13 protein-coding genes are annotated in these 14003 nt (G+C 44.3%); 12 read left to right on the plus strand and 1 reads right to left on the minus strand.

From position 1 onward, the window contains the following. Positions 1–114: 114 nt before the first annotated feature. The 7 genes from K401_RS0123100 to mscL all read left to right on the plus strand — a co-directional run bounded on the left by K401_RS0123100 (position 115) and on the right by mscL (position 5938). Entirely contained in the window at positions 115–1035 is a 921-nt protein-coding gene (locus tag K401_RS0123100) for a YIEGIA family protein (protein ID WP_024295166.1), read from the plus strand. Next, on the plus strand, positions 1022–1213 hold the full coding sequence (locus K401_RS0123105) for a capping complex subunit for YIEGIA (protein ID WP_024295167.1): 192 nt from the start codon (positions 1022–1024) through the stop codon (positions 1211–1213). Before K401_RS0123100 ends, K401_RS0123105 begins: the two co-directional genes overlap by 14 nt. A gap of 20 nt (positions 1214–1233) precedes the next feature. Further along, positions 1234–3558 carry a xanthine dehydrogenase family protein molybdopterin-binding subunit gene (locus tag K401_RS0123110; protein WP_024295168.1) on the plus strand — a complete coding sequence of 775 codons (2325 nt, stop codon included), beginning with the start codon at positions 1234–1236 and terminating at the stop codon, positions 3556–3558. Continuing rightward, positions 3555–4385 carry an FAD binding domain-containing protein gene (locus K401_RS0123115; protein ID WP_024295169.1) on the plus strand — a complete coding sequence of 277 codons (831 nt, stop codon included), beginning with the start codon at positions 3555–3557 and terminating at the stop codon, positions 4383–4385. Before K401_RS0123110 ends, K401_RS0123115 begins: the two co-directional genes overlap by 4 nt. A gap of 24 nt (positions 4386–4409) precedes the next feature. Continuing rightward, entirely contained in the window at positions 4410–4880 is a 471-nt protein-coding gene (locus K401_RS0123120) for a (2Fe-2S)-binding protein (RefSeq protein WP_024295170.1), read from the plus strand. 49 nt (positions 4881–4929) lie between these two features. Continuing rightward, complete coding sequence (locus tag K401_RS0123125; protein ID WP_156945312.1) at positions 4930–5232, plus strand: hypothetical protein; 303 nt, start codon at positions 4930–4932, stop codon at positions 5230–5232. Between the two features lie 211 nt (positions 5233–5443). Continuing rightward, complete coding sequence (gene mscL / locus K401_RS0123130; RefSeq protein WP_024295172.1) at positions 5444–5938, plus strand: large conductance mechanosensitive channel protein MscL; 495 nt, start codon at positions 5444–5446, stop codon at positions 5936–5938. 95 nt (positions 5939–6033) lie between these two features. On the opposite strand, the gene K401_RS0123135 is transcribed toward mscL, so the two are convergent. Beyond that, a complete protein-coding gene (locus K401_RS0123135; protein WP_024295173.1) occupies positions 6034–7710 on the minus strand; it encodes a S8 family peptidase in 1677 nt (558 codons plus the stop codon). Positions 7711–7942: 232 nt separating this feature from the next. Here K401_RS0123135 and K401_RS0123140 point away from each other — a divergent pair, with 232 nt between their 5' ends. The 5 genes from K401_RS0123140 to K401_RS0123160 all read left to right on the plus strand — a co-directional run bounded on the left by K401_RS0123140 (position 7943) and on the right by K401_RS0123160 (position 14001). Continuing rightward, a complete protein-coding gene (locus K401_RS0123140) occupies positions 7943–9616 on the plus strand; it encodes a S8 family peptidase (protein WP_024295174.1) in 1674 nt (557 codons plus the stop codon). A gap of 215 nt (positions 9617–9831) precedes the next feature. Continuing rightward, positions 9832–10356, plus strand: coding sequence for a hypothetical protein (locus tag K401_RS0123145; protein WP_156945313.1), 525 nt, complete (start codon positions 9832–9834; stop codon positions 10354–10356). A 395-nt stretch (positions 10357–10751) separates the two neighbouring features. Next, a complete protein-coding gene (locus K401_RS0123150) occupies positions 10752–11006 on the plus strand; it encodes a hypothetical protein (protein WP_024295176.1) in 255 nt (84 codons plus the stop codon). A 245-nt stretch (positions 11007–11251) separates the two neighbouring features. Next, positions 11252–12928, plus strand: a complete 1677-nt coding sequence (locus tag K401_RS0123155; protein ID WP_024295177.1) for a peptide ABC transporter substrate-binding protein — start codon at positions 11252–11254, stop codon at positions 12926–12928. 134 nt (positions 12929–13062) lie between these two features. Then, the gene (locus K401_RS0123160) at positions 13063–14001 is read left to right on the plus strand and encodes an ABC transporter permease (RefSeq protein WP_024295178.1); all 939 of its coding nucleotides are present in this window, start codon (positions 13063–13065) and stop codon (positions 13999–14001) included. The last annotated feature ends 2 nt before the right edge of the window (positions 14002–14003 follow it).

Genomic DNA, 14003 nt, shown 5'->3' on the forward strand with positions numbered 1-14003 from the left:
GCCCTTTAATGGCCAGTATTTCTATTTCCTGCATATTGTAACAGGAAAAGGAGATAATAATCCAAAATTAAGATTGGAGCAATATGGTTTCACAAGTGACGCCATTATAAAAAAATGGAAAAAACATTAGCGTTTCATGATCTTATTATCATTTTGTGCGGCATCGTAATGGGAACAATTGCGCGGATCATCACCCTTCGCATTGATACGCGTCAGAATCCCAGTTATCCTACCGGCGGTTTTATCAGCATTGTAATAGGTATTCTGGCATCCGCATTAGGCTCTGTTGCGATTCCGTCTCTGTTAAACAAAGAATTCACGGCTGTTACCTTCATCGGCTTAGCCATCCAGCATTTCCGGGAGGTGAGAAAAACAGAAAAAGAAAGTCTTGAGGATCTGGAAAAAACAGAGTATTCAAAAAGAGGAGCCGCTTATATTGACGGCATTGCAAAGACCTATGAATCCAGAAATTATTTATCCCTTCTCACATCCCTGTTTGTTGTATTGGTTCTAAGCATTTTATCTTTGGACAATCTCATATGGAATATGGTGGCTGCAGCCGCCAGCGGCTTGTGTATGATTTATATTCTTACAAGGATAACAAAAGGCAAGTGCATTGGTGATATCTGCAACATAAAAGAGGGAAAAATAACCATAGACCATTCAGACCTGCTGGTAGACGGCATGTACGTAACCAATGTGCTGGGAACCCGGAAAAGCCGGGAGTTGTTTTTAGAAGAAGGAATTGGCATTGTCATAGAGCCGAAAAGCAATAAATTCAGAATTACACTTGAGAATTATGGCCAGAGACAGGCCATGCTTTTTGAGGCTACCCGGACCTTTGGCGTAAAGCGGTACAGTTTTACCAGAAAAAGTTATGCTAAAGGAAAGCTGCTGCTGGCCTTTGTGCCGATCATCCGGGATCCTGAAGCCATAATAGATGTGATTAAAAAAACACCGGTATTGGAAAACAGCAGAAAAATCAATACGATTATGGATATTGATATAGGAGGAGGTATCAATGGGACAGAGTAATCCGGAGATATTAGTTTATATAACAGATAACAGAGAAAGGATCATATCAGGCGATCCTTTGACTCTTTACATTCCTGATCCTGAAGAGAGGGAAATTTATCTGACTGATTTGGGAAAGGCACTTCGCGCCAATGTGGTGCAGCTGAAAAACGGTGACCATATATTAATAAGCAGATAGAATATTTTAGGAGGTGACCAATGGAGGCCCAGTTGGGAAAAGATACGGTAAGAAAAGAAGCAAAGGATAAGGTGACCGGCGCAGCAAAATATACAAATGATATGACCGATTATCCTATGCTTTATGCCAGATTATTGACAAGTGTTCATGCTCATGCCCGGATCTTATCCATGGAAACCAGGGAAGCATCTGAAATGCCGGGCGTGATCGCGGTCATCACTGCAAAAGACCATCAGATCATGTGCGGCTCTTTGTTTCGGGACAGGCCTCCTTTAGCCAGGGAAAAGGTGCGTTATTACGGCGAGCCGGTTGCAATTGTTATTGCAGATGATGAAATGCATGCAAAGGCAGCTGCTGGAAAAATAGTGACAGAGTATGAGCCTTTGCCGGTTGTAAATTCTGTGAAAGAGGCGGCCAAAAGAAATCCTGTCATGATTCATGAGGCTCTCATGTCATATACAAAAGTTATTGAAGAAGTTTACCCCGTCAAGGGGACCAATATCTGCCACCATCAAAAAATCAGAAAAGGTGACATGAAAAAAGGCTGGCAGGAGAGCGAGATTGTTGTGGAAGGCAGCTTTTCACTGCCACAGTCTGATCATGCTGCCATGGAGACCAGGGCGGTCCACTGTATGGTCATGCCGGATGACAGTGTGATAATAAAAACCTCATCCCAGTCCCCCTATGAGGTTAAGGAACTGATCAGTAAATATCTTAATATTCCTGAGGGAAAGGTGGTTGTCCAGGTTCCGTTTGTCGGCGGCGGGTTTGGCGGAAAGGCCAGCGTACAGCTGGAGGTGCTTGCAGTGATTGCGGCGATGAATGCAAAGGGTAAATGGATCAACCTGGCAAATACGAGAGAGGAAGATATGGTCACTTCTCCATGTCATCTGGGACTGGAAGGAACAATCAGGCTGGGAGCAAAAAGAAATGGTCAGATCACGGCGGCTGAAATGATTTTCCAGGTAGATTCCGGTGCCTATTCCGATATTTCTCCTAAAATAACAAAAGCCATAGCAGTGGATTGTACCGGACCCTACCTCATGCCAAACATCCAATGCGATTGTTACAGTGTGTATACAAACCATCCGTATATAACCTCTTTCCGCGGGTTCGGACATGAGGCTCATACCTTTTGTCTGGAAAGAATGATGGATAAGCTGGCGGCCGAGGCAGGGCTGGATCCTTTTCAATTAAGGCTTTTAAACCTGGTCCATGCCGGTAATTTAACTCCGACCCAGGTCAAGATCACTGCCAGTAATACAGGCAATCCTGCAGAATGCCTTGAGAGACTGAAAACCATCATTAACTGGAAGGAAGGGGCGCGTATAGAGGAAGGGAGTGGTTTGGTCAGGGCAAAAGGGATCAGCTGTCTGATCAAGACCTCCGATACTCCTACGGATGCAGGCGCAAGCGCTGTCTTGACCTTTAATTCTGATGGGAGCATTAACCTGGATTGCGGCGCCGCTGAAATCGGTCCTGGGATGAAGACAACGGCAGCGCAGCTGCTGGCGGAAAAAATGAAAATGAGCATCAATGACGTTTATGTAAAGCTGGATGTAAATACCCAGTCAACACCGTATTTATGGAAAACAGTCGCCAGCATGACTACCCTTTTAGTGGGGCGTGCCGTGTTGAATGCAGCTGACGATGCCTTATCCCAGCTGCTGAGCTTGGCATCAATTGCCCTGCGTTGTCCGCCTGAGGATCTGGATTTTGAGAATAAAATGATTTATGCAAAACATGATCCCGGGCTTTATATCATGTTCAAAGATCTGGTCAAGGGTTATATGTATTCCAATGGCAATGCCGTCAAAGGGCCTGTTATCGGACGGGGCAGCTATGTCATGAATCATCTTACACCATTAAATGAGGCCTCTGGAAAGGGAGTGCCCGGCCAGAGCTGGACCGTCGGCGCCCAGGCCGTTGAAATTGAATATGATACCAGGCAGCATACCTACCGGCTTTTAAAAGCGGCTACCGTAATCGACGCGGGTAAGGTTATTAACCCCAAAACTGCAAGGGGGGTGATAATGGGCGGCATGTGCATGGGATTGGGATTAGGTACCAGCGAAGATTTCATTTACAATGAAAATGGAATTGTAGAAGATACAAGTTTCCGCACCTATAAAATGATCCGTTACGGGGAGAACCCGGAATATCTGGTCGATTTTGTAGAGACACCCCAAATTGATGCGCCTTACGGCGCCAGGGGCATTGCAGAGCACGGTATTATTGGAATACCTGCCGCACTGGCTAACGCCGTATCATTGGCAGCTGAGATAGATGTAAACCGTCTTCCCATTACGCCTGAATTCATATGGAGGGAAAGGTCTAAATTATGATACCTTTTGATTTTGATTATTATAAACCGGAAAGCATGGAAGAGGCATTCGGCTGCTATGGTGATTTGCTGTTAAATAACAAAAAACCTCTTTATTATGGAGGCGGCACGGAAATCATCTCCATGGCCAGGGTGAATAGCATACAATTTGATGCAGTCATTGATCTAAAAGGAATACCTGAATGCAGCCAGCTTGAGGTCAGCGGCGGGAAATTAAAAATCGGGGCGGCACAAACCCTTACGAATATTGCGGAATACAATGCATTTCCCCTGCTGTCCGAAACCATAAAACGAATTGCAGACCACACGATCCAGGGGAAAATCACCATTGGCGGAAATCTGGCCGGAACAATCAAGTATCGGGAATCGGCTTTGCCGCTTATGCTCAGTAAGTGTTCCCTCCAGGTAATGACCCAGGGCGGGGTGGTCCAGCTGCCGTTTTTACAGGCATTTAAGGGAAAATTGCAGTTAAAAAAAGGTGAATTTCTGGTATCCATATCCATAGAAGAGGACAATTTGAATTTGCCATACAATCATGTGAAAAGAACCAAAATAGAGAAAATAGATTACCCGCTGATTACCATGACGGCTTTGAAAGATAAAAAAGCAGTAAAGGCGGCGATTTCCGGATATGGGGATAATCCTATCATCTTGTCCGAAAGGATCATAAACCATAAATTATATAACACGGAACAGAAGATTAAAAAGATCATTCATTTAGCCCACAATGATTGTAAGGGCGATTTATCAGGAAGCAGGGAGTATAGAGAATTTGTATTAAAAAACATGCTGCAGGAAATGTTTGAAAATTTTGAAAAGATCGGATGATGTTTTCAGGAATTGAGGATTTGTATGTATTTATCAGGAAACAGTGTGATAGTTCTTAATGTAAATGGGGAAGAAAAATCCGTGATGGTCAAGCCGGCCCACACTCTGCTTCATGTTCTTCGGGAAGAGTTATCTTTAACCGGGGCAAAAAGCGGCTGTGAGAACGGGGATTGTGGTGCTTGCACGGTGCTGGTTGACGATATGCCCGTCAAATCCTGCCTGATGCTGGCAGCAGAGGCGGTGGGTCATAAAATAACCACAATAGAGGGTCTGAGCAATGCTCCCATACAGGATGCATTTATAAGAAACTGGGGATTTCAATGCGGTTATTGTACATCAGGGTTTCTCATGGTCTGCCATGCCTTGGCCAAGCACGTTCCAAACGCCGATGATCCTATCATAGAGGAATGGCTGCAATCCAACCTATGCAGATGCACCGGTTATGAAGAAATTGAAAATGCCGTAAAATCAATATTATTGGGAAATTACAATTGAAAAAACCGGGTCAGTATCCGGAATACAATATTAAAAAAGAAATTATTTTATGACGGAATTTCGACAAAACAATGTTTATTTATGTAATTCACATCTTGTCTGGTCATCCCATACAATAAAATATAACTATGTGAAGAGGTATATGATATGGGATGTTTTAATTCTAGGTCTTGTGGTTGTAAGTGCAATAATAATTGCAACAACTGTAATAATAACTGTAACAATAGATGCCGTAGCAGCTGCAGCAGCGATCCTTGTGCAGAAGCAAAGAGAGAGGCTTATTGTGCAGGTTTCAGAGATGGATGCAATGATCCTTGCTGCAGAGGCAACAAAAGATAAGTGCGGCTGTTAACAGGAAGAGCGGGTATCCGATATTGGGTACCCGCTCTTTTAAAAGATTCTTCCATATTTTGATGGTATTTCTGCAATGGACGGCTGCAGGAAAAAGGTTACTGTCAATGTGTTTTTAAATTCACGAATTGCAGGATCATTTGTTTTATGATATTATGATTCCAAAGTTTACCAGTAAATTTTATAAAGCTGCAAGAGAGGAAACAATGCTTATGGGAAATAAAAAAGGTATTATGGCTGAGTTTAAAGAATTTGTTTTGCGCGGAAATGTGGTGGATCTGGCAGTGGGCGTTATTATCGGTGCCGCCTTTCAGGCAATTGTCAATTCCCTGGTCAAGGACATCATATCTCCTCTGATTGGAGTAATTACCGGTGGAGTGGACTTCTCCAATAAATTCGCGCTTCTGTACAGCGCTCCTGATGGTGCGGATGTTTCGACCCTCCAGGCTGCACAGGCTCTTGGACCGGTGTTTGCTTATGGTTCCTTTATTACTGCCGTTATCAACTTTTTTATCATGGCTGTGGTTATCTTCTTCATGATAAAGGTGATTAATTCTCTGCGGGGAAAGAAGCAGCAGGCAGAGCCGGCTGCTCCTGTGGACAAGGAGTGCCCATTTTGCTACACGCGGGTCAATATAAATGCCACCCGCTGCCCCAACTGTACAAGCCAGCTGGGAACCCAGCAGGAAGCAGTGCAGCAGGATTAAAGGAAAAGAAAAAGTGTTTTCTGAAAGAAACCAACGTTTATCTGTTGGTTTCTTTTGTTTAAGGAAGGTCAGGCTTGACAAGCTGAACCTGTAAGTTATAAGAGCATGGATACCCGCTGCAACAGTCGGTATACATCCAATTGTCCAAATCCCCATATATTGTTGGGGTAATGATAGGCAGCATTTCTCTGCGCCCCTCTAATTAGCATACGGGTGACCTGTTCCCCTGAGATATAGGTTAAATTTCCTTTGCCCTGGGTCCACTCAAAAATGATGGCCGCAGCGCCGGCTGCAATGGCTGCAGAAGCGCCGGTGCCGGTTAAGGTACCGTATTGGTTTTCCGGAATTGCACAGGGGATCTGATAACCGGGAGCTGCAATATCCGGTTTAACCAGGCCGCTTCTTGTGTAACCCCTTCCTGATTCGTCCAGAATATTGGATGTCTGCTGGTTATAGGCGGTGACAGTGAGAGTGCGCCTGGAATTGCCGGGAGAGGTTATGGTTGTATCCGGATTGGGATTTAAGAAAAAGGTCCCATTTGATATCAAGTCACCGCTAGGCAGCCAGGAATCATATGAAAAGGGTTCATTTTCCGTGCTTTGTACGCGGAAGTACCAGGTTCCGGGCAGGGGATTCTCAAACCGCAGTAAAATCAGCTGATCACCGCTTTCTCTTTCAAAGGCCATGTTGTTTACCCAGACAATGCTTTGGCTGTGCTGGAAAACAAACTTTTGGCATTCATCAAAGGAGGGACTGACAAATGGGATCATTTCCCGGTTTGGTGCGGAAATTTCAATAGAAACCCTTCCGGGAATGTGGACCCAGAGCTCCATGGAAAACTGTCTGTCAACTCCTGCTATATTCAGCTGGAAGTCATTAAAATAGGGCGTGGAAAGTGTCTGGTTAAAATAATGCCTGCTGCTGTTTCCTTCGTTCCCGGCAGATATGGAAACGCCCAGGTCCGGCTGCTGAACCAGGCTTTCCAAATAGGTGCTTAAAACTCCCCTTCCGTCATGGCTGCCCTGGCTGCTGCCCAAAGCAATGCATATGACAATCGGACGCTTCAGCCGCTGGCTTATGCCGGTCAAATAGCGGATTCCAAGTACAATGTCAGATTCCTGGAAGCATAGTTTGTCTTCCGGAACAGAAAATATCATCTTAAGATTTGCCTTGGCTTCTTTTAGTTTCACGACGGCAAGTTCCGCGCTTGGAACAATGCCGCTAAAAGCCGGTTCCCTGCTGGGAGTGCCTGCGGCAATGCTTGCTATGGCTGTACCATGGCCGATGGTATCAGTTGTAGGAACAACGGTAAGAGGATCTTCATAATGGAGCGCATCATTTATGGCAGATTTTGTATATTCCGTACCATAGGTAAATCCCCGTGGAGGCGTTCCATCCTGTATGGTCTGATCCCATATGGAAATGATCCGGCTTGTTTTATCATTATTCATAAATGCAGGATGCCGGTAATCAATGCCAGTGTCTATGATGCCGATAATTACTCCCTGCCCCCATAAGCTGTATTCTCCATTTGCCATGGTGCTTTCCATATCGGGTATTTGGGGACCGAATTCAGAAGTGGGGGTATAAAGGGAGGGGAAAATATGATAAGGATTTTGTCCGAGATCACACGGCTGCATGTTGTGTTTGGATATATGCAGCAGAGAAAACCTGTCATTGAGGACTGTGATATCATTACCGACTCCAACGGTTGGAACCACTAAATTACTGATAATCATATCATAATAATTATTGTCCAGTATTTTTTCCATAATTAAGTCTCCCTGATAAGATCTAGTTAAAACGTATGATACATTTTATGCGGCAATATTCCTGATATGAGCGTTGTTCCCATACATTTGTCCGCTCATTTCCATTTATATGACTAAAGCTGCTTGTGATGAATGAGAACATATGTGCGATTTTTTTCTTATGCTCATAATAGGAATTAAATTGCATAAAATATATCATATGTGCCAGTAGTATAGACAGGGAGGCCTGACCATGCAAAAAATATTGGATGATAGCTATTATGACCTGATTATTAGTAACGTTATGATTCCAACATATGATACCGGAGATAATATAACACATTTGAATTTAAGGCATTCTTTGGCTCATATTCCTAATGATTCAGTGAATCCCTGTGACTTGGGAGTTTATCCATACAATGCATTTCCTTCCATACTTACCCTCAGTTCCACTGTCAGCCTTGAAAAATCCGGTATCGGAACGGTTCAAAGAAATCCTTATCTGGCCTTATTCGGGCGTGGAGTTATTGTGGCGGTCATTGATACGGGAATTGATTACCAGCATCAGGCGTTTTTATATAATGACGGAACGACCCGCATCCTTTCCCTGTGGGATCAGACCATACAGGATGGCGATCCGCCGGAGGGCTTTACATATGGTACGGAATACACCAGGGAGCATATAAATGTGGCGTTAAGGTCGGAAAATCCCCTGTCCATAATCCCTTCGGTGGATACCAATGGCCACGGGACCGCAATTGCAAGTGTAATTGCAGGGAAGCCCAGTCTGGAGCAGTCCTTCAGCGGTGTTGTACCGGAATCCGATTTGCTGGTGGTGAAACTAAAGCCGGCAAAGAACAGCTTAAAAAGGATCTTTTTTGTTTCTGAAGATATTGAATGCTATCAGGAGTCCGATCTGATCATTGGGATCAGCTATGTGACTTCGGTCGCCCAAAGACTGAACCGCCCCATTGCCATATGCATTGCAATGGGAACAAACCAGTCAAGCCATGACGGGCGGGGGGCCACCAGCTTTATTACCAATTATCTGGCACAACAGCCTCAGACAGGGATAACAATCAGCACCGGCAATGAAGCAAACAAGCGCAGACATTATTTTAACAGCACAGCTGCGGAGCCCTTCCTCAATGACTTTGAGATGAGAGTCGGGGAAAATGACAAACTGTTTGCCATTGAGCTATGGCCCTTTGCACCTGCAAGACTGTCTATAGAAATAACGGCTCCAAACAGGGAGACAACGGGGCAGGTTTTTCCGGCACTGGGGGAGTGCAGAAGATTTTCATTTGTATTCAATCAGGGCATTGTGTGGGTCAATAATTATATTTTTGAAGAAGAGACCGGGGACCAGCTGATATTGATGCGTTTTCAAGATCCCCTTCCCGGAATCTGGACGATTCGTGTGCAGAATCTGGATAATGGACCATTCGCTTTTCACGCATGGCTGCCTTCAGGAGACTTAATTTCAGAGGAGACCTTTTTTATAAATTCCAATCCGGACACAACCATAACTTCCCCGGGAAATGCAACCAATCCCCTGACAGTTACCGCTTACAATCAATTTAATAATACCACATTGCCTGAATCCGGGAGAGGTTATACAAGGACCGGATTTATTAAACCGGATATTTCAGCGCCGGGATTTGAGCTTACCTGTGCGGTACCGGGAAACCAGTATGGAAGCATAACGGGAAGCGGATCTGCAGCAGCCCAGGCAGCAGGTGTTGTTGCCATGGTCTTTGAATGGGCAATTCCCAGAGGAAATTATACCAATATTACCGGAAACGATGTGAACCGCCTGCTCATACGGGGAGCGGAGCGCAGCAGCAGTAATACTTATCCCAACAATATCTGGGGATATGGCCAGATCGAAATCAACAGTCTGTTTGAAAGGCTTACGAATATTTAAAGGGGACAAAAGATCTGTGTATCTTCCTTATTCTGTTAAAAACAGGACATACCGCAGCTCGTTTTTATTTTATGATTGAGGTTATTGAGGACATCAGATATAATAAAAATACTGGCGTTAAGCCTGCACTGAATTTAAAAACGTTTTGGTTCGCCGGCATGATCCGGCTTTCAGGAAAGGCACAAAATAACAGGATACAGGAAAGAGGAGAAGGAATGGAAGATAGGAAAACCAACGGTTTGGAAGCGCTTGAAAAAGCGTCTGAAATCAGCGGATTCAAATGGTATATTTTTGATATGATTCATGAGGGACTGGAACAGGATGGAATTGAAAAAAGTCAATTCAGCCTGGATAAAGAGGAACCGGCTGCAGTCTGTTTCCTCGTAGGAGATGGAAGTCTGATGGTTTGCGGCAAAGCCGGAGAGGACTCCAGGCAGCACGATGATTTTTATCATGCTGTCTGTGATTTTTTTAACAGGATCTATGAAGATGAGGAAAAGGCAGAGAACGCGGTGACGCGTTTCCTCATAAGGACTCTTGATTTGCCCGCCCTGATGAAAATGCCCAGCCGTTCCATGCTGAAGGATCAGATTTGCAGATGCAGGGAGGAGATAAATGACCTGGAAGAAAAGATAAAAAAGGAGCCGTTAAAAAAATCGGAAGCAATGCTTTCCCTAAACCGGATCTATTTAAAAGGCTTAAACGATAAATTAAAAAAACATTATGGGGAAACAGAATAAGATAAAATAATCTTTGTTTTATGTGAATAAAACATCTGGATCAGGTCATAATAGGATTATACCAAAGATGAGTGAATACTTATCCTCCCCTTTTTAATGAGAGAAGTCCCATAAACCGGTGTTTATATGGCTTCTCTCATTTTTTGTGCCATGGGCCGGGGCGGGAAGACGGCAAGTGGCTTGCAGGTTGAAAAATTCAGGCAGATTTTTAAAATTAAACAGAACATATGTTTGCATTTGCGGATTGTTTGTGTTATAATGTAAATAGGCAAGTGGACGAATACACTAAGACGTTCCAGCCAGGAACAAGAAATTTTAATTAGAACCACTGTGACGTGGTTTTAATTTTTAACTATTAAACGAACGTTTGTTCTGATGCGAAAGGAGACTCGCGTATGATGATCACAAGAAATAACTTAAATGAAATATTGTTTGAAAACCAGGATGCAAGGCTGTTGATAGAACGTGTAGTTTCATATACGCAAGCGACCTTATACTATTACCATGACATTGAGATCACAGTAGAAAAGGCGTTGGATATCTACAACCGGGCGATGAGAGCAGAAGAGGAAGATTCTTCTTATTGTGTATCGTTCCTGGATTTTTCCAGGAAGGGCTGTAATTCTTTGTATTCAGGAAGTCTTTGCTGAATGGCTCTTTGGACATGAATTTCACCGGCAATATTGGAAACGGCAGGGGCTTAAGGTAACAGCCCCTGCCGTGATTCGTCTTATCAGGAATTTTCATATGAAATTAAAACAATTCAAAACAGGATGAAATGATAAAAAATATTGACATAAATAATATAATTATGTATAATTCAAATAATTTCATGGGCGAAATGCCGATAAATTAAGACGAAACAAGAAAAACAATATTAAAAGGAGAGGAAGAAATGAAAAAAAGAGTATTAGCTTTAGGTGCGGCGGCCTGTCTTGTTATTGGATCCCTGGCAGGATGTGGTTTTACCGGTTCAACCGGCAGTCCTACGACCGGAGGATCTTCTCAGAGTACGGCTCCAAGCGAATCTGTTTCTGACAAAGAGGCTGCTCCGGCAGCAGGCGGTCAGGTGCTCAGCGTATACGCCAATGCTGAGATCAAGACTCTGGTACAGTGGGCAGCTTCCGATAACCAGTCTTCCAAGGTAAACAATAATGCATTTGAAGGCCTGCTTCGCCTGGATGAGAATCATGAGGCACAGCCTGCCCTGGCGGAAAGCTATGATATTTCCGATGATAAGCTTACATACACCTTTCATTTAAGAGACGGCCTGCAATGGAGCGACGGAACTCCATTGACAGCAAAGGATTTTGTGTTCTCCTGGTTAAAGCAGATGAGTGCGGAGGCCACCAATGGTTACAGCTTCATTATGACGGATTATATTGTAAACGGTGCCGAGTATAACGAAAGCAAAGTCAAAGCGGAAGAAGTGGGAGTAAAGGCCCTTGACGACAAGACTTTCCAGGTGACCTTAAAAGCGCCTACTCCTTATTTTGCCCGTTTAACAGTTCTTTGCCAGTTCTTCCCGTTAAATGAGGAATATGTTACCTCAAAGGGCGATCAGTATGGGTTAAGTGCGGAAAATATGATTTACTGCGGTCCTTACGTTATTACCAGCTATGATCCGGCAGTAGGGGCTACCTTAAAGAAGAATGAAAAGTACTGGGATGCGGCAAATGTAAAGATTGAGAATGCACAGGTAAGAGTTATGAAGGACGCTTCCTCAGCTCTTAACGCTTATCTGGCAAATGAGCTGAGCCAGGTAAACCTTGATTCTTCCAATGTGGCCGCTTACCAGAATGATCCGGAATTCAGTTCTAAAAGCGAGTTCAGAACCGAATATCTGCAGTTTTCTTTAAGTAATCCGGTTATGGCCAACAAAAATATCCGCAGGGCTGTTTCCATGGCCATTGACCGCGAGACTTTGGTTAAGGCAATTCTGTCAGATGGTTCTGCCCCCAGCGTCGGTCTGGTTGCGGAAGGCATGTATGGAAACGAAAGCAAAAGCTTCCGCGAGTTAAATGGAAATATATGTCCATTTAATCCGGAAGAGGCAAAGAAATACTGGGAAGAAGGCTGCAAGGAATTGGGACAGACTCCTGCTCTGACTTTGCTGGTGAGAGATGATTCTGTAACAAAAGCGGTTGCAACCTACATACAGAGTGAATTGAGTAAGAATTTGGGCATTGATCTTGTGATCGATACCAAGACGGTTCAGGCAAGAAACGAATTAATGGATAATGATAATTACATGTTTGCATCCACCGCCTGGGGAGCTGATTATGACGATGCCATGACCTACCTTGATTTGTGGACCAACGGAACTCCTTACCGCGGTTCCTATGTGAATGAAAAATATAATAAGCTGATTGATGACGCGAGAGTCGAAACGGATGACGCCAAGCGTCTTGATATGCTGCTGCAGGCGGAGAAGCTTCTGGTTGACGAAGATATGATCGTTGCTCCTTTGTATCACAGAGGTTCAGCAACCCTTACAAAGTCCAATGTGAAAGGCTTGATCAGCCATCCTTTCGGACCGGATGTGGAATTTAAATATGCTTATTTTGAGTAAGCCGCGGCGGACAGGGGTTCGCCCTGACTAACGGAATGCGGAAAATGAGAAGAGCCGTCCTTCCTTTTCAAAATTGGAAAAGGGCGGCTCTTTTTAAAATCTCATGAGAATATGAATGCAAAGGAGGACACAGCATGATAAAATATATCTGCAAGCGACTGGTTTATCTGGCGCTGACATTATGGGTCATTGTGACAGCGACTTTTTTTCTGATGAAGAAGCTGCCTGGCTCTCCTTTTGATGCGGAACGCTTTAATCTGATGTCCGTTCAGCAGCAGCAGACCATTTTAAAGCAGTATGGACTGAATGAGTCCCTCCCCCGGCAGTATGTAAAGTATATGGGAAATATTCTGCACGGGGATTTCGGAACATCTTTTACCTATACCGGACAAAAGGTTTCTACCGTAATCGGGGGAAGGATCGGTCCCTCTGCTCTTATCGGCCTCCAGGCAGTGTTAATCGGACTGGCTGTGGGCCTTACATTGGGAATTATTGCGGCGTGGAGGCATAACAGCGGAATCGATTATTTTACCATGATCGTGGCCGTGCTGGGAGTCTCTGTGCCTAATTTTGTGGCTGCGGCTCTTTTGCAGTACTATGTGGCCTTAAAGTGGGGAATTTTGCCCGTTGGTTTCTGGACCGACTGGAAATGTTCGGTTCTGCCGTCCATTGCCCTGTCCTTTTCCGCCACGGCCATGGTGGCCCGGTTTATCAGGACAGAGATGCTGGAAGTGCTGGAGCAGGATTATATCGTCACCGCCAAAGCAAAAGGGCTTAGTCCGATGAAGGTGCTCATGCGCCATGCGGTAAGAAACTCCATCATCCCGGTGGTTACCATTCTGGGTCCCATTGTGGTAAATCTGCTGACAGGATCTCTGGCAGTTGAAAATATTTATACCATTCCGGGAATCGGCAGTTTATTTGTAGACAGTATTAAGGCTAATGACTATTCCACGATCATGGGAATCACGATTTTTTACAGCGCCTTCTATATTTTTGTGGTGCTGATCGTTGATATCGCTTATTCCTTCATTGATCCCAGGATCCGTCTGGCAGCCGGTAAGGAGGGTTAAGC

It is taken from the genome of Lacrimispora indolis DSM 755 (genome assembly GCF_000526995.1).
Lineage (GTDB): Bacteria > Bacillota > Clostridia > Lachnospirales > Lachnospiraceae > Lacrimispora > Lacrimispora indolis.